11 protein-coding genes are annotated in these 17277 nt (G+C 52.9%); 1 reads left to right on the plus strand and 10 read right to left on the minus strand.

Features of this window, described 5'->3' with window-relative positions:
• Window positions 1-138 precede the first annotated feature (138 nt).
• Complete coding sequence (locus EYB31_RS41465) at window positions 139-660, plus strand: VanZ family protein (protein ID WP_131011249.1); 522 nt, start codon at window positions 139-141, stop codon at window positions 658-660.
• 10 nt (window positions 661-670) lie between these two features.
• Here the strand turns inward: EYB31_RS41465 and EYB31_RS00185 are convergent, their stop codons facing one another.
• From EYB31_RS00185 to EYB31_RS00225, 10 genes are all read right to left on the minus strand, one after another.
• On the minus strand, window positions 671-2974 hold the full coding sequence (locus EYB31_RS00185; protein WP_240761978.1) for a helix-turn-helix domain-containing protein: 2304 nt from the start codon (window positions 2972-2974) through the stop codon (window positions 671-673).
• Window positions 2975-3094: 120 nt separating this feature from the next.
• The gene (locus EYB31_RS00190; RefSeq protein WP_206105412.1) at window positions 3095-4567 is read right to left on the minus strand and encodes a sulfatase family protein; all 1473 of its coding nucleotides are present in this window, start codon (window positions 4565-4567) and stop codon (window positions 3095-3097) included.
• A 60-nt stretch (window positions 4568-4627) separates the two neighbouring features.
• A complete protein-coding gene (locus EYB31_RS00195; RefSeq protein ID WP_131011252.1) occupies window positions 4628-6049 on the minus strand; it encodes a sulfatase family protein in 1422 nt (473 codons plus the stop codon).
• Window positions 6050-6201: 152 nt separating this feature from the next.
• Window positions 6202-7842: a type 2 periplasmic-binding domain-containing protein gene (locus tag EYB31_RS00200; RefSeq protein WP_131011253.1), complete on the minus strand. Its 1641-nt coding sequence runs from the start codon at window positions 7840-7842 to the stop codon at window positions 6202-6204.
• A gap of 77 nt (window positions 7843-7919) precedes the next feature.
• Window positions 7920-8813: a carbohydrate ABC transporter permease gene (locus EYB31_RS00205; RefSeq protein ID WP_131011254.1), complete on the minus strand. Its 894-nt coding sequence runs from the start codon at window positions 8811-8813 to the stop codon at window positions 7920-7922.
• 10 nt (window positions 8814-8823) lie between these two features.
• Window positions 8824-9792 carry an ABC transporter permease gene (locus EYB31_RS00210; protein WP_131011255.1) on the minus strand — a complete coding sequence of 323 codons (969 nt, stop codon included), beginning with the start codon at window positions 9790-9792 and terminating at the stop codon, window positions 8824-8826.
• 92 nt (window positions 9793-9884) lie between these two features.
• Window positions 9885-10040 (minus strand): hypothetical protein, encoded by a 156-nt coding sequence (locus EYB31_RS39990; RefSeq protein WP_165452119.1) that lies wholly within the window; start codon window positions 10038-10040, stop codon window positions 9885-9887.
• A 16-nt stretch (window positions 10041-10056) separates the two neighbouring features.
• Window positions 10057-11553, minus strand: coding sequence for a sulfatase-like hydrolase/transferase (locus tag EYB31_RS00215; RefSeq protein WP_131011256.1), 1497 nt, complete (start codon window positions 11551-11553; stop codon window positions 10057-10059).
• A 409-nt stretch (window positions 11554-11962) separates the two neighbouring features.
• The gene (locus EYB31_RS00220; protein WP_131011257.1) at window positions 11963-14371 is read right to left on the minus strand and encodes a hypothetical protein; all 2409 of its coding nucleotides are present in this window, start codon (window positions 14369-14371) and stop codon (window positions 11963-11965) included.
• 499 nt (window positions 14372-14870) lie between these two features.
• Complete coding sequence (locus EYB31_RS00225; RefSeq protein ID WP_240761971.1) at window positions 14871-17252, minus strand: glycosyl hydrolase family 95 catalytic domain-containing protein; 2382 nt, start codon at window positions 17250-17252, stop codon at window positions 14871-14873.
• Between the last annotated feature and the right edge of the window lie 25 nt (window positions 17253-17277).

Consider the following 17277-nt stretch of genomic DNA (forward strand, 5'->3'; position numbering starts at 1 on the left):
TATCATCATCTCACCTTCGGTATAATATGTAAATAATGGTAAGTGGTCTAATTTTCTAGGAGTGAGGTTATATTTTAGTGTCTTGGAATTTTTAATATCTTGAAATTTTTTAATATCTTGTAATTAACGGGGGCAGCGATGAATTTGAAACTTATTTATAGATGGATTCCGGCAATTATTAGTATGGATATCATTTTTTATTTATCCTCACAGACCTACCATCAACAAGACATTCGTCCTAAGCTTCAAGAATTTCTCCCCGACAAACAACAGATAATAAACACTTTCTCAGGGGTAAGCTTCAATTATGGAAGTAGTCATATAGGAATTAATAACCTGGGAGTATATGGATTCATTGAATTTTTCATTCGAAAAACCGCCCATTTCTCTATATATTTTATACTCGCCATATGTGTTGCTTTTGCGTTGCAGAGCAAGAGTAAACTGAGGATTTCGTTGTATACCGTAGTTTTTTGTTTCTTGTATGCCTGCTCTGACGAATTTCATCAGAGCATAACTGGAGACAGGACCCCTCTGTTCTCCGATGTCATAGTTGATACAATCGGTTCCGTATTCGGTTTAATCTTATTCCTTATTATTTTTGTTACATTGCAGCGCCGAAAACGCGCTCATAGATCATTAAAATCCACCCTGGGATAAACCCGGCTTCTCAAACCTCACTCCGACTTCGCAAATTCGCAGGCTTACCATACAACTTGCGGTATTCCCCCGGCGTGACCCCTTCGTACGTCTTGAATTTTCGCACAAAATTGGGCAAATCGATGTATCCGCAATGCTGCACGATGTCTTTGATCGGCTCCGACGTTTCGGTAAGCAGCCGTTTTACTTCCTGCATTCTTAATTCCGTAACGTAATCGATAAAGGTGGAGCCGACCTGCTCGCGAAACATTTTGACGATATGCGACACGGAGACGCCGCATTGCTCGGCTACGAGGTCCAGGCTTAAGCCCGCATTCCGGTAGGACTGATTTACATAAGAAATCATCCGCTCCACCAGTTCTTCATGACGGGTTTCCTTCATTTTTTCCACCATGCCGCACACGTCGTCGATTAAGCGGCGCAGCATAAGCTCCAGCTCCTCCAGCGTCTGAAAGGCCATCAGGTTCCCCAGCTCGCTGACAAAAGCGTGCTTATCCAGCGCTTTGACCGCTTTGATAAAGCTGTTGACGATGTCAAAGCACACATACCGCAGCATGAGCAGCGACGGGCTGCGATCGGTAAGCGCGGCCATAATTGCATCCAGATTCTCGTAAGCGACCGCTCGGTCACCCTGCCTTAAGCTTTGCAGCAGGCGGATTTGCTCCTCAATCGGGTACCAGTGCTCATGCTCGCTGTCGGCTTTTAACTCGCCGAATTGATGGCAGCCCTCCTGCCCTGTCACCAGCGCATGCTCCAAGCTAGCCGAAGCTTCGACATAAGAGCGGTTAATGTGAAGCGGGTCGGCCACCGCCGAACCGATCGCCACGATTGGCGTGACATCCAGATGCTCACGGATCCGCTGGACCAGCCATTGCCCTTGGGCACGCTGCATATCTTCCTGCGATTCGTGCGCGTCGGCGTTAACGATCGCCGCAATCCACCGCTCATCCGCCGGCTCCACGCCGTAGACATGCGCATTGCCCTGCAAATATTGCAGCAGCTCCAATAATTGCTCTTTCAAATGCGGTGTAAGACGCGACGGTTCTTTAAACGTAATCGTAACGACGTAAAACATCGGATGCACAAAACGCAGCTTCAAATCGTCCTGCCAATAAATCAGCTCATCGTGGGTATCCAGCTTGCCGTTAAGCAGTTTAAGCAGCAGCTGTTCGCGGATCGCCTCATGGTGCATATCGACCCGCTCCTGCAGCTTTTTGCTCGTGTGTATAGCCGTCTTGGCGACGGTGCCGATTACTTCAAAGCCGCTTTTGGCGGAGAGACCGCCGTCCTGCGCATCTTTCCCGGACAGCTGCAAATCGCGGTGCAAATGCTCGGCCAGCTTGCGGATCGGCCTGTAATTAAACGCGGCCAGCAGGAAGGCGCTTCCCGCCACAATCACAATGACCACCGTCAGCAAAGAAAACAGCAAGGTGCGAAGTTCAAACACACGGGTCAAAAATTCCGAATTCGGAATGGCGACTCCGTAACTCCAGCCGGTCGTATCCGACCGGTTTAATACGACGGAATACGAGGTGCCGTTCTGCTGAGAGGAATAAACGCCGGTTTGCGTGAAACCGTCGATCAATTTGACGATATCCAGCTTTTTGGTCGTGCGGTTGGCGGCGGAAGCGATTTGCTCCCCTTTTTCGTTAAGAATGAAGGTTTCGCCCTGCAGGCCGCTGAACATCTCCTCAACAAAGGAGTTCAGCATCGATTCGCGCACTACGAAAAGAACTGTGCCCTTGGAAATATTTTCGCTGGACAAAATCGGGTATATAAACGCCACCATTCGTTGGCCCGGGCTGCCCATATTAAACTTGAACACATCTGCCCGCTGCGTATCGTCCAAGGCGTGCCGCATCCGGTCGCGGTCACCGGGCTCAAGCTTATAGAAGTACTGCTCGAATGTAAAATACGAATACATGCCGGACGAGGCATAAATGAAATTTTGATTTTTGTAGGCCAGAAAAACGTCGTCGACCATCGAATTGTTGGCCTTGTATTTGCTGAGCTGGCGCACCGCGTCCACGCGCATAAAAGCGTCTGACGCCAGATTGGTCGGCGAAATGCCGGGATCGTCGGCGATTCTTGCAGCCATTTCCGACATCTCTTTCAGCCGCAAGTCAAGCATCTTGCGGATCAGGTTGAGCTTGCCGAGGTTGGCCTGCTCCACTTCTTCCTGCAGGCTGCCTGCAGCGCTCCCGTACATCAGCCCGCTGAGCAGCATAATCGGGATGGCGCAGATGAGAATAAACGAAATCAAATAACGGTAAAACAACGGATCTTTGTTGCCCATCATATTAAACGTTTTCATCTTCAAAAGGAGCCCCCTCCTTTATTTACCGGAATGAAGCAAAATCACCCACCGTTAAAACGGTGGGTTCCCAGATATTTCGGGTATGAATCATTTTTTAAGTGTAACATGATCCTTCAGCTATGCCAACAGCTTCGGCATGAAATGATCGATAATCGCTTTGCGCAGCCGGGCGAGCGGAGCCGCGTACTCCGGTTTTTCGACGATATTTTCGTATTCGTGCGGGTCGTTGCTTAAGTCAAACATCTCCGCGTAAGCGAGGCCGTCCTTTTGGGTTTGCACATATTTGAGCGTCCCGTCGCTGACCGCGATAAAACCTTCTCCTTCGGCAAACACGTACCGGTGGCCGCCATCCCGCATGGACTGCAGGAAGTCCCTGCCGTCGCCGGGAACTTCCGGCAATCCGGCCGCGGCAAGGCAGGTGGCCATAATGTCGGTCAGCATCACCCGCGCATCCGTCACGACGCCATGCAGCTCGGCGGTCTCCGCCGCGCCCCCCGTCTCCGGATAACGGACAAGCAGCGGCACGTTCCAGACGTCCTCGTACATGCAGTCGTTTTTGCCCCAAATTCCGTGGTTGCCCAACATCTCGCCGTGATCGGCGGTAAAAATGACCAGCACGTTGCCGCCAAACTTCCGCTCGGCCGCTTGCACGATTTGGCCCACATAATCGTCGATTTGCGCCATATTGGCGTAATAGTTGCGCCTGAGCTCATGCCAGTACGCTTCGGTGTAATTTTTGCATGCACGCTCCGGTGCGGCCCCCGCGCCGTCGATGTTGCCGGGCCCGTGCATGCTGCGGTAGTGAATGCGCTGCGGATCGTCAAGTTCACCATCGCGCACCCGCCGCGGCTCGTCTTGAGTCATGTCGACCCGGTCGTAATACGATTCCGGCGCATCAAACGGATAATGCGGACCGCTGAACGATACCCAAGCGAACAGCGGCGTATCGGCATCGTAATTCTCAATGTAGGACAACGCCTTGCGGCCTACCCAGCTGTCGGGATGCCATTCCTCCGGCCCGGGAAACGGAAACACCTTGCTTTTGCCCTTAATATCCCACGTATCACGGCGATAGGCTTCCAAATAACCGGCGGCGTCCAGTTCCTTCGCATAATCGTCATAGAACCATACGGACACCTGCTTATCGTCCTGCAAATCCAGGTGATCGAGGCCCAGCGACATGTAATAATCGCGGAACTCGTCATAAGGGAGCGTAACGTCCGGCCGCGTCTCCTTGTAAGGCACCGGAGTGAAATGGCATTTGCCGATCAGCGCCGTTTGATAGCCGTTGCCGCCGAAAGCCTGGAACATATTCGGAATGCCGGCCGACAGCTCGCATTTGCGAAAATTGCTGTAAGCTCCGCTGTTATGCGGGAACTGTCCCGTCAGCATCGCGCAGCGCGAAGGCAGACACCAAGGACTTGCCGTATAAGCGCTGTCAAAGCGGATACCCTTCTCTCCGATTGCGTCGATATGAGGCGTATTGACGCTTCTTCCCCCGTAACAGGAAAGCGTCATCTTGCGCAGCTCGTCGGTTGTGATAAACAAAATATGAGGCCGCTGTTGCGGCTCGCGGTTCGCTTCCGTCATATGTAGATCTCCCTTCATGAATCATGGATCATAGTCATGTACGTTATCCGTGCTCTTAAATTAAGCTAATATGTTCTGCATAAAAACTTCCGCCAGCTTGCGCTGCAGCCGGAATAGACGCGCCGCATGCTCCGGAGCCTCCACCGCATTGTCGAATTCATACGGGTCCTGCGGCAGATGAACCAGCTCGGCAAAGTTCTCGTCAGGCTTGTTCACCTGAATATATTTGGTTTCGCCGTCGCTGATCGCGGCAAAACCTTCCCCTTCGCAAATGACGTAAGGGTGTCCGCCCTGTGCAGCAATATGTTTAAAATCGTCCCCGTCAGAGACTACCGGCGGCAGCTGCGCAGCCTTCAGGCATGTCGGCATAATGTCGACCAGCATCACCTTCTCGTCTAAGCGCACGTGCTCCTTCTCTCCTGGATACTGCACCAGCAGCGGCACGTTCCAGACGTCCTCGTAGGCGCAGTTGTTTTTGCCCCAGATGCCGTGGTGGCCTAGCATTTCTCCGTGGTCCGCGGTGAAAATGATCAGGACGTTGTCCCCGAAACGGGCCTTCACGGCGTCCAGAATGCAGCCGATATATTCGTCGATCTGCACGATGTTGGCGAAATAATTCCGGGTCAGCGTGTCCCAGTACTCGTCGGAAAAGTTTTTGCAGGCCCGATCCGGGGCCGCCGCCGATCCGTCGATCCGGCCCGGCCCGTGGTAGCTGGTGTGATGAATCCGGCTCTCCGGATCGAATTCGCCCTGCTTCACATGCCGCGGCTGCGCGCGGCTCATATCCACCTTGTCGTAATAATCGGCCGGGGCATCAAACGGATAATGCGGACCGCTGAACGATACCCAGGTGAACAACGGCTCCTGCCCGTCGTAAGAAGCGATATATTCCGCCGCCTTGCGGCCTACCCAGCTGTCGGGATGCCATTCCTTGGGCAGCGGGGACGGATACACCTTCTGCGTTTCCTTGTTCCAAGCCGCGTCGCGGTAAGCCTGCAAATGGCCATGCGCTTCCAGCTCCTTGCTGTAATCGTCGTAATGCCATGCCGACACCAGCTTGCCGTCCTGCAGACACAAATCGTCAATTCCCAGGCTCATATAATAATCGCGGTAATCGTCGTACGGCAGCGTCTTGTCTTTTCTGGTCTCCGCGTATTTCACCGGGATAAAATGGCACTTCCCGAATACGGAGGTGCGGTAACCTCCCCGCTTTAATTCGGAGAACAAGGTAGGCACCTCTTGTCCCATCCGGCATTCGCGGAAATTGCTGTACGCGCCGTTATTATGCGGCAGCCGCCCGGTGGCGATCGCGCAACGTGAAGGCAGGCACCACGGGCTGTTCGTATACGCCCGCTCAAACATCAGCGACTCGCCGGCAAGCCGGTCGAGATTCGGCGTGCGGATCGCTTCGTTGCCGTAACAGCTGAGGCCGTCCTTACGCAGCTCGTCTGCGGTAATAAGCACAATATGAGGCCGATTCATCGGTTAGACCAGCTCCTTTTATTTTTCAACGCGCGCAAATTCCAGGCGTGCGTTGCGGCGCTGCATGGCGGGTGTCGCTCGAACCCGCCCGGGCAAATCGCAAGCAACACATGGAGGCCGGTGAAGTAAAACTCCGGCCCCGCTAATAACGATTATTTTTTCGCTTTGTCGTATTCCGCTTGGTACATCGCTTGAAGTTCCTTCAAGCCGATTTTTTCCAGCTGCTTGGTGTATTCGCCCCATTTGTCAAACGTCATCGTGCCGAGAATAAACTTGGCGCGCACTTCCTTGACATAGGTTTCCAGGTCGCTTGTAATTTGGTTGGCCCGCTCCTGCTTCTCCGGCGGCAGCATCGGCGCGCTGTAGGAAACTTTCGGCAGGTACGCTTTCACTTTATCGATATACGTCGGCATCGGTGTGCCTTCCATCGTTGGACGCAGCTGCTTCTCGCCAAACAAACCTACCGCCTGGTCCCCGGGGAAATAAGTCCATTTCTGTCCAAGCTCGCGCTCAAGCCCATTCGGGGAATTCAAAAGTTCCGGTTTGAACGCCAAGCTGCCGTCCGGCTTCTTCTCGTACGATTCGCCTTCCTTGCCTAAATAAATTAGCGTAGCTCCTTCATCGCTGTAGAAATAGTCGGCCCAACGGACGCTGGCTTCGATATTTTTATTCGCCTTAGTGATCAGGAAAGCCGGAGAATTCGCCCGCGGATTGTAGAAGTTCCAGAGCTGATCCCCCTTCGGTCCTTTGATCGGCTCGATGGCATCGAATTGATCGGCGTATTTGCCGGCGTTGCGCGGCTGGTACAAAGCGGTGAAGCCAATGCGGTTATCCGCCAGCTTGCCGAAATAAATCTGGTCTGTCTGCGTGAAAATTTCCGGGTCGATCAGCTTCTGGTCGTACAGCTGCTTCAAAAACTGCAATGTTTCCTTATATCTGTCGTCATCCAGCCAAATGTTCACCTTGCCGTTCTCCAGATTGGCCGCAAACAGGTTGCCGTATCCGTATTGATATTCCAGCCCAAACATGTTCGCTACGGTGCGGGTCACAAAGTCAATCGTATGCGCGGAAAGCGGGATTTCATCGGCTTTGCCGTTGCCGTTCGGATCCTTGTCGCGGAACGCAATCAGCACCTTAAGCAGCTCATCCGACGTTTTTGGCGGCTGCATGCCGACCTTCTCCAGCCATTTCATGTTGATTAGCGGATAACGTCCGACGTTGGACGGCAAGTAATCTTTGACGTTCGGCAGGAAATAAATATGCCCGTCCGGCGAAGTAATCGCTTGCTTGACGTCCGGGTATTTGTCGAGCATCGCTTTGACATTCGGCGCATATTTGTCGATATACGGCTCCAGCGGCACAAACAAACCTTGGGAGGAAAACTTCTGAATTTGCGATACGCCCAGATCGTTCTTAAGAATAATATCCGGCAGATCACCTGTGGAAAGCAGCAGATTCAGCCGCTCCTTCGAAGCGTTGTTGGCCAAGCTTGGCGTGTCCCAATTGAGATGGATATTGGTTTTCTCCTCCATCGTTTTCCATAAATACATGTCGTTATAGTTGCCCAACTGCGGGTCCTGCCTGGAAAACGCCTTGAGCTCAATCTTGTTCTTCACAATCGGGAATCCCGTATTCGCTACTCCGCTTTTGTCTTCGCCTGCCGCAGGCGCCGTATTACCGTTATTGCCGGCCGCACCGCTGCCTGCGTTTCCCCCGTCGCTGCTGCAGCCTGCCAGTTGAAAAGCCAAAGAAGCGGATAACGCAAGCAAAGCGTGTTTTTTCCAAGTGTTCATCTAGAACCCCTCCATATTTGTATATTTGCACAATTGTATCATTCACAGCCGCAGAGGAGCAGCCGGTTATGCCTTCCTTACCCTTTGACAGCGCCAATCATAACGCCTTGCACGAAAAACTTCTGGATAAACGGGTACAAAATCAGCATCGGCAAACTGGCCAAAATAATGCTCGCGTATTTGATCGACTCCGCCTGCATCATCCGCTGGGTCGCGTTCGGGTCGGTGCCCGTCATATCCTGGGCGGAAGACTGAATGATGATTTCCCGCAGCACAAGCGGCAGCGTTTGCAGTTTTTTGTCGGATAAATAGATCATTGCATTGAAATACGAATTCCAGTTCTCCACGCTGTAGAACAGAAACATCACCGCCAGAATCGGCGTAGACAACGGAAGCACGACGCTGAATAAAATTCGCGTATTGCTTGCCCCGTCCATGTGGGAAGCTTCATAGAGCTCCCCGGGAATGCTGCTCTGAAAAAACGTCCTCATCACGATCAGATTGTACGTATTGAGAGCGGTTGGCAGCACGACCGCCCACATGCTGTTGTCGATATGCAGCGCTTTCACTATTAAATACTGCGGAATCAATCCGCCGGAGAAAAACATCGTAAATACGGCAATCAGCATCAGCGGCCCGCGGCCCTTCAGATCGGACCGGGATAACGGATATGCGGCCAAAACCGTCATCGTCAAATTAATCGCAACCGCGACAAGCGTATACACAATGGAATTGCGGTAACCGGTCCAGATGCGGGCATTCTCGAACACATTCGTATAGCCCTCCAGATTCCAGCCTTTGGGCAGCAGCCATATCTCTCCGTTCAGCACTTTGGTCGGATCGCTGAACGATGCGACGATGCAATACCAGATCGGATAAAGCACGATGACCGTCAATAAGGAGAGCAGCACCACCAGCACCACGTTAAATGCTTTATCGGAGGGGGTTTCAAATCGGTTTAACGCAGACATGGTTTCACTCCTACCATAAGCTTGATGAGCTGACTCGGCGTGCCAAATAGTTGGCGAGCAGCAAAACGATAAAGTTACACACGGAGTTGAACAAGCCGACGGCCGCCGCAAAGCTGAATGAACTCTCCAGCAAGCCGGTGCGGTATACATAGGTGGAAATAACGTCGGAGGCCGATAATGTGGCGTTGTTTTGCATCAGCAATATTTTTTCAAAACCGACGTTAAGCAATTGCCCGACCCGCAAAATAAGCAGCACGATAATCGTTGGCATAATGCCCGGCAGCGATACGTTAAACAGCCGCTTCAGCTTGCTGGCCCCGTCGATGGCCGCGGCTTCGTACAGCTCGGGATTAATCCCTGCAAGCGCCGCCAAATAAATGATCGCATTCCAGCCCATATTCTCCCATACATTGCTCAGCACAAACAACGTTTTGAAATAACCCGGCTCGATCATAAAATTGATCGGGTCGTGCCCAAACCAGCCGACGATGGTGTTGAATATGCCCCCTTTCACCGAAGTGAAGGTGAGCATTACGCCGACAACAACTACAACCGACAGAAAATGCGGCAAATACGTGGCATTTTGCACAAGCTTTTTAAAAGCGGCGTTTTTCACTTCATTTAGCATCAACGCCAGCACGATTGGCGCAAAAAATCCGACTGCCAAGCTGTACAAGCTGATGCCCAGCGTATTTCCGATGATCCGCCAAAAGTTGTAATAATGGAAGAAACGATCAAAATGAACAAAACCGGCCCATGGGCTTCCGTTGATCCCTTTCAGGGGCAGGAAGTTTTTGAAAGCAATTTGCAGCCCGTACATCGGCAAATAGTGGAAAATAATGTAGTACGCAAGCGGCAGCAATAACATAAGGTACAACTCGTAATTCCGCGTATAAGCGATCCATTTTTTACGGGACGACTGTCTGCGGACTACCGCCTGCTTCCCGTTGACAGACGCATTTGCAGCATGAGGGGGCATACCTTCTTCCTCTCTTCCGTTCTCCAATGAAGTTTGTGGTGGTGCTTGGGCTTACCATACTACCTGCTCAGCTATAACGTAAATATGTGACTTCAATTCGCACTTGGTGATTCTGGTTTCTGCGAATTTTTCATTTTTTTCGCTGCTGCGGCGTGATTTTCGTAATGTGTCAAATCAATTTGCAATTGGTTAATCTGCTTTTCCCGGCTTTTTCCCGCTGTCCCGGTTCGTTGTTTGTCAGATTTCATCCAACTATGACGACATTTAAGCCATCAGCCTTTGCTCCAGCAGCTCCGCCAAAAACGGACTGCTGTTCTTCAGCTCTTCATACAGCAGGCGGCGCATCCGCTGGAGCTGCCCGGCATGCTCCGGCTTTCCAGCCGCGTTCCCGTTCTCGTACGGGTCCGCCTTCATATCGTACAGCTCCTCTATATCCCGGTAACGGAAAATGTATTTCCAATCATCCGTCCGAATCGACAGATTAACGCTGTCCGTATCGGGATTAAAGCCGGTGAGCGGCGTATATTCGCCTTTGCCGTTTTCCTCCCCGTTCCACTTGAACGTCTCGGCCGTCACGTAATCGCGGTGTCTGGCGGCTTGACCCTGTACAACGCCGGCGAAAGAACGGCCGTCGATGTCCCCCGTTTGTATCGATACACCGGCGAGATCGGCAAGCGTCGGGATCAGGTCGTTTAACTGCACAAGCGCTTCCGAGCTGCTTCCCGCAGCGCCGGCTCCGGCGATAATGAGCGGCACGCGCAGCGCTTCGTCGTAGTGGAGATAAAAACCTTTTTCCACGAGGCCATGAGCCCCCATCATATCGCCGTGATCGGATACAAATACAACGATCGTATTTTCGTAAAGGTCGTTTTGCTTCAAATAATCGGTAATCACGCCAACCTGATCGTCGATCAGAGTGCAAAAGCCCAAATAATGGGCGATAAACCGTCTCCACTCGCTTTCGTCGCAATGCTCCAAATGTTTGTAATACCTCGACTCCAACACTTCCCCCGGCTTTCCGTCCGTGCCCTTCAGGAAATTCGGCGGCAGCACGATATCTTCAGGATTAATCAGCGTATCGTAAGGCGCCGGCACGACCATCGGAAAATGCGGCGCATTATACGAGCAGACGGCGAAGAAAGGCCGGTCCTGCTCGCGGCGCTCCATCGACGCCAGGAACTGCCGGGTCTGCCACACCTCAAGATAATGCTCCAAAGCGATTTCTGCCCTTCCGCACGGCGCTTTCCCCGGCTGCTTCAGCAGTTCCGCATCGGCGGCAGTCAAATTCTCGATGTTGTCCGGAAGCAGCGAATACCCTTGCGATTCGGCATATTCGCGGTACTCCAGAATGAATCTCCCGCGGTCAATGCCTTTTGGCTTGGCCGGTATAGCAGCCAGATCGGAGAAACCGAACCGGGCAGGCGTCGTACCGGGAACATGCCATTTGCCCGTATACATCGTATGGTACCCCGCGTCCCGGAACCGGTTCACCAAACCGCCGTCCGCGATTTCCGACCTTATATGCCGCCAATTGCCCATCACATGATGGTCGTGCGGCATTCTTCCGCTCCATAGGCTGGTCCGCGCGGGACAACATAAAGGGTATGGCGTGTAACATTTATCCAGCGAAATGCCGTCCTTGGCAAGCGCGTCCAGATGGGGCGTAATCGCTGAGGTGTTTCCGTGGAAACGAAGCGTGTCCCAACTTTGCTCGTCGCTCATAATGACAACGATATTCGGTTGGTTTGGTTTGACTGCCATGGCTATAAAATCCCCTTTCTCAAGCTGCGAACGGTAATTAACACGCTGCTCAACACGAGCTCCGGCGCTTCCTTGCTTCCGTTCTCCATGAAGTTTGTAATGGTGCTTGGGCTAACCATACTACCTGCTCATCTATACCGTAAATATGTGACTTGAATTCGGACTTGGCGATTCTGGTTTCCGCGTATTTTTTTGTTTTTTACGCTGCTGCAGCGCGGTTTTCGTAATGTGTCAAATCAATTTGCAATTGGCTAATCTGCTTTCCCCGGCTTTTATCCGGCTGTTACCACCTGAAATAGAGGAGAAGAGGACGACTTGCGTCGCCCTCTCCGGCTTTTTTCGGAATGTTGATCGGCTGCTACACCGCTTGCGAACTGCAGGACATTTAAGACCGTTGTTACTTACGGGCTTACGGCAAAGCGTTAACAAACAAATCGTCCACATAAAAACTTCCGTTTGCTGTCGTCACCTGGAAGCTCACATCGGTCAAAGCGCTGATGCCTGCGTTGTTGTAACCTTTCTCGACCACTTTTTCACCGTTGATGAACAAGCTGTAGGTCTTGGTATCCTGGTTAAGCAGCAGTTCCAAATTGTACCACGTGCCGGCATCGTAAATGTATCTGGTTTTGGTATTGTTCATGATTTTCCCGCTGACGTCAAAATTGGCATCCGCCGCAATCGTACCGCCTCCAAGCACCAACATACGCAGCCGGGAATTGGTTTGCGCCGCCTTGACCTTCGCTTTGACGCTCACAATGCCGGTCAGCGAGCCGAAATTGCGCGTGGCCGTCACGTCCGTGCCGCTTCGCTGCAGCAACATGACCCCTTTGGAAGCATCTGCGGGATCCTTCTGAATTGTAGCGCTTCCGGCTGGCGCGGCCGTGAAGCCGAGGGGCACGCCGCCAACGGCCGCTTCGAAATCGTTTTTGATCTTTTGCACCCATGTGTTGGCCGGAGTACCGCTTAATTTAATGGAAGTAGCGGAATGCGCAGGGAACGTGTAGTCGAAGGTCGAACCGCCTGCGCCCAGCGATGGCGTCGTTGTCGAGATCGATACGTCACCCGGATGAGCCGGCGAATTAAACGAAGTGTAGCTGGCCCCGTTTAAGGTGCGGACTGTCGCGCTGCCCGATATCGTATACCCTTTCAGATTCACCGTTGTCGCCACATCGTTTGCCGACGACCGGTTCACAACAACGAGATATACGTTGTTGGCGGCATCCTTGGTCGCAAGCGCAACCAACGCCGGATACGAGGCGGTGTGCGTTTCGGTCGGATTGCCCGCAATCCACGAGCTGACCAATGTGGTGCCGACCCCGTTGCCCATCAGGTTGTAAGCTTTGCCCATGCTGGACTCTACAAAACTCGTCATGTCCGGATAAGCGGGAGCAAACAAGCTGTTGTACACTTTGCCCGCTCCAGGCAATGCCGGTCCGCCGCCAAACGAATAAGCGACCATTCCTTGGTGAATGTTGATCGGCCATCCGTAGTTGATCGCGCCAACCATCGATGTCGCAAAGGTCAAACCGCGGCTTAAAATGCGGGCTCCATCGTCGCCCATCGGCGTCGTAAACGAGATGTTGCCGTATTCGGTCACCGGCACAATCGTATCGTTGCGCAGCGATCTGTCGCGAATGTTGCTTTTGTACGTTTCCAGATGGCTGACATGGTCGTCGCCTTCGGTGATAAAGCTGTCGTGCAGTTGTTGAAGCGTCGACATCGAGCTTGTCGAATCGTAATCATGAATGACGTAGCCGTCCGCTTTATTGCGGGGAACGTACGTATAGATCGAATCGAAATTGCTGTATATTTTGATCGTCGGGTCCACGGCCTTCATTGCATCGTAATACGCTTGGAACCCTTCATGCGTGTGCTGGTAGTCGATCGTAATCGCGGCATTGTTTGCCGGTATTGCCCCGTGTGTGCCGTTGCCGAACACCATTTCTCCGGTGGCATCGTCAAATTGATATACGTTGGCCCCGCTGGCCGCGGTCCCGATATTGGCGACCTCAGTCCAGACCGTTCCGTTCACCTTCAGCGTCTGCGAGTTGGCGACCACCGGTGCAAACCGCGTGTAAAATTTTTGCGACGCCGTGCCGTCGCTTGTATTGTCGCTCCATGTGCCATATTTCCGCGCCCCGGATTGATTGACGGTATCCCCCAGCGCATATTTCTCAGCCGGAGTTTTGTCCGCGCCGCTGACCGAGGTGCCGTTCATCCAATACCTTTGATTGGAAGAAGCCATTTCATTGCCGATTTCAAAATGCTTGACATTATAAGGCGAGGGATGCCCATTGGCTGCTCTGACCGCCGCCCAGTCCGTTCCCCCGTTCGGGTTGCTGCCGTTATTCGGCGCATTTAAATATTCGACCAAATCGGCGGCGGAAGCTGCGGTCTCGACGGCTTCGCCTACCATATAAATCGTCTCTGCGCCGACCTCTTCATGGAACTTCAAGCCTTCATCCAACCCGTAATAAGGAAATACGCTTGTAAAATCGCTGCCCAGCACTTCATTTTTCCGGCCCGCCACCGGCCCGATGGAATCCTTCCATTTAAACAGATTTGCGATTGTGCCTGCGGGATAACGCAACATGCCGTATTTGGCATTTTGCACCTTCGTTTTAAAATCGCTGTACACGGCCATCGTCGCATCGTCAAACATGCCGTTCCCGTCGTTGGAGTACCTTTCATTGGCGCCGATCGTTCCTTTGCTTACCTGGCCGCGATCCGTAAACGGATCGACCACAATCTGCACCGGGTTCACCGCATGAGCGGGACTGGCCGGAAAGGAACTGACCGCTGCGAAAACAAGACTCATACACAGATAAGGCGCCACTTTAGAAAACTTTGTTTTTGAGCGTAAACATGTTGTCTGCATCAACCATGTACCTCCTTCAACAATTTCGTCTTCCATCGCGCGAACTTAGGGCGCGCGTCCCCGCGTCGCATGGCGCTGATCCCCACGCGGCTTGTTATTCATCTGCTGCCTTGGTGTCGTCACTTGTGTCCGTCTTGTACTCACATTAGCATCGGCCGAATTCACGGGTAAATATGTGAATTCAGTCCGGGCTTGGTCATATTGATTTGGCAGCGATTCGTCCATTCCCGCCCGGCAAACCGCTGATTTCGCGAATATGTAAGATAAACATGCAATTGGTATTTTTGGTTTATTTGGATTTTTAAGATAGATCTGTATAAAGCAAAAAGAGCGGTTTTAATCACCGCTCTCTGCCAATCATATTCTTATGTTAAAATAAACGGGGCGGTCATATTGTTTATATTTTCGGGATATTTGGTCTAATCTTCGGTTGTGCCGCTTAATCCGGGAAACCGTACAACCTCCATGGCTTATGCCCGCCGAACGGACGCAAAAGCTTGCTCGTCGGCTCCACCGGACGGATCGTGAAGTCCGGCAGCTCATCGCCTTGATACAACATCGCTTCTTCCCCTGGAGCCAACGTCAGATGAATGCGTCCGTCGCTTTCACCGGCATCGGCGGTATGTATCTGATCCGAACCGCAGCGCTTCCAGCGGACGACTCCGGTCCAGTCCGTCTTGACCAGGCACGGCTCTCCGGCCAAACTTTTCACGCGGATCCAGCTCGTCCGGCCGTCACGCCGCCTAGCGCTAACCAAAAACGCCCCTTCGGCGCGCAAGTCATGGAAAGCCGCATCGCGCCATTCATCCGGCACTGCCGGAAATACGCGGATCACATCACCCCAGCTTTGCAGCAGCATATCGTGAATGGCTTCCGCGCCGGCCAGCGGCGTTTCGATCACCGGTCCGGCTTCCTTATACATCGTATTGGGCCTCAGCATATGCTGCAGCGCCTGCAAATAACGCAGCGCCTCGCCACCTCTGCCAAGCACGGCGGCAATGGAAGCGGCCCCCGTCATACTGAAGCCGCGAAGATCGCCTTCCTTCCGAATCCAATGTTCCAGTGATTTCGCAATCAGCTCCCGCTCCTGATCGTTGTCGCCGCTAACCATATGCAGCGGAAATACGGCCAGCAGGTGGCTGAAATGCCGGTGCCCATAAGCAAGCGGCGTATTGTCACCGATCATAAAGCCGGTTTCATCCACCGGCAGCGGCACAAGCCACTCCAGAATGATGCGCCAACGCTCCTGCAGCGGATCATCTTCCCCTAACCGTTTGCAGATCGCAAGCAGCGTTTCGCAGCCCCAACGCAGCAAGGCAAGATCGTAGTGACAATCGCGCACACGCGTCTTCATAAACGAGCCGTACTCCGGCGAAATCGTCGGCGGCAGATGCAGCAGCCCGTCCTCGCCTTCCTCAAGATGATGATTATAATAATTGACGCTCCGGCGCAGCACCGGATACAACACATTTCTCAGCAGCTCATCATCCATGGAGTACCTGTAATGACGCCACAGATTGTGGCACACCCAGGTCAAATTACCGACTTCATCGTCCACCTGGCTGGCAAGATCGAAGCTGCAGCTCCTTCCGAGCCCCGATGAATTGTGACGATACGGCTCGGCCACATTGCGGATCAGCTGCTCCTGATTGTCGGCGATTGCTCTTACCAGCGACTCGCCGATGTCCAGACGGTTGGCCGTATATACCGGCGAGTAGCTCATCTGCACATTCATATTAAACCAAACCCCGGCCCAAGGCGTCGGCGCCAGCCACGGCCCCTGATTGTCGATCAACGGTTTGTCCGCCCGGGTCGCCGACGCAAGCTTATACATTTGGATCCAATAAAAGCTTTCCAGCCGCCGATCGGGTATCGAGACAAAACTTTGCCGGTAATAACGGTGCCACCAATCACGGTGAGCCTGCATCCACGTATCGTAATCGGAGCTGGACGCTTTCGCCACTGCCTGAACCGCCTGTTCGACGGCATTGGGATCGCAGCCCCGCGCAACGGACAAATAACATATCGTGCGCGAATCGGATAAGCGCACTTCCTTCCAGGCAGTGACACAGCCCTCCTGTTCGTTATAACGCTGCATGGATACGGATATACCATCTGCCTCCGTTCTTTCGACAGCCGCTTGTGGGATAAATTGGTTCGTATTGACCCCATCGGCATAAATGAGCACCGGATCGAGGTTCGCTTGCTCGTACCATGCAAACCGCAGCCCTTGTTCCCCTGCGGAAGCTTCGGTTTCAATCGCCATGACCGGTTCAACGCTATGAACGCAGGCGCGCAGCCGGACTTCCCCTTTTGTTGTCGTCAAAGTGCTCCTGACTTCCGCATTCCACAAGTCAAGTTGTATCCGGGTCGGATGATAAATCATCCCCTTCAGCTCCAGATGCAGGTCGCCGATTGGCACACGCGGGGGAAAACCTTGGCCATCCGTGCGGGTAGCGGTAATGTCCGTTCTCCCCGTAACAAAACGCAGCACATGCCGTTTTTTGGCGTTTTCTTCGCCGTAGATCATCGCCCCCAGCAGGCCATTGCCGATAAAGGCCCCTTCATCCCAGCTAACCGGCTTAACCACCCATTCCATATCGCTTGGGGCCAAAAACGCTTCCCAGTCCAGCTCCAGCCGCACGCCTTCGCCGTTGCCGATTGCTTCCGGCACTTCAGCCTTGCTTTTTATTGCTACATCGTCATCGCTTGTGCCCGGCCTCTCACCCTTGCTCCTTCTTGGCCCACCTTCGCCACTTGCTCCCGGCAGGCCCGTGCCGCTTTCCTCCGGCATCCCCTTCACCTCTTCGCTTTCCCCCATTCCTTCACGCAACTCCTTATCCTTT

This window comes from Paenibacillus thalictri (assembly GCF_004307995.1).
GTDB lineage: Bacteria > Bacillota > Bacilli > Paenibacillales > NBRC-103111 > Paenibacillus_AF > Paenibacillus_AF thalictri.

Bases quoted from the DNA above. Each gene is read 5' to 3' on its own strand.
- EYB31_RS41465 (WP_131011249.1), top strand. From the start codon at position 139: ATGAATTTGAAACTTATTTATAGATGGATTCCGGCAATTATTAGTATG.
- EYB31_RS00185 (WP_240761978.1), bottom strand. From the start codon at position 2,974: ATGAAAACGTTTAATATGATGGGCAACAAAGATCCGTTGTTTTACCGT.
- EYB31_RS00190 (WP_206105412.1), bottom strand. From the start codon at position 4,567: ATGACGGAAGCGAACCGCGAGCCGCAACAGCGGCCTCATATTTTGTTT.
- EYB31_RS00195 (WP_131011252.1), bottom strand. From the start codon at position 6,049: ATGAATCGGCCTCATATTGTGCTTATTACCGCAGACGAGCTGCGTAAG.
- EYB31_RS00200 (WP_131011253.1), bottom strand. From the start codon at position 7,842: ATGAACACTTGGAAAAAACACGCTTTGCTTGCGTTATCCGCTTCTTTG.
- EYB31_RS00205 (WP_131011254.1), bottom strand. From the start codon at position 8,813: ATGTCTGCGTTAAACCGATTTGAAACCCCCTCCGATAAAGCATTTAAC.
- EYB31_RS00210 (WP_131011255.1), bottom strand. From the start codon at position 9,792: ATGCCCCCTCATGCTGCAAATGCGTCTGTCAACGGGAAGCAGGCGGTA.
- EYB31_RS39990 (WP_165452119.1), bottom strand. From the start codon at position 10,040: ATGAAATCTGACAAACAACGAACCGGGACAGCGGGAAAAAGCCGGGAA.
- EYB31_RS00215 (WP_131011256.1), bottom strand. From the start codon at position 11,553: ATGGCAGTCAAACCAAACCAACCGAATATCGTTGTCATTATGAGCGAC.
- EYB31_RS00220 (WP_131011257.1), bottom strand. From the start codon at position 14,371: ATGAGTCTTGTTTTCGCAGCGGTCAGTTCCTTTCCGGCCAGTCCCGCT.
- EYB31_RS00225 (WP_240761971.1), bottom strand. From the start codon at position 17,252: ATGGGGGAAAGCGAAGAGGTGAAGGGGATGCCGGAGGAAAGCGGCACG.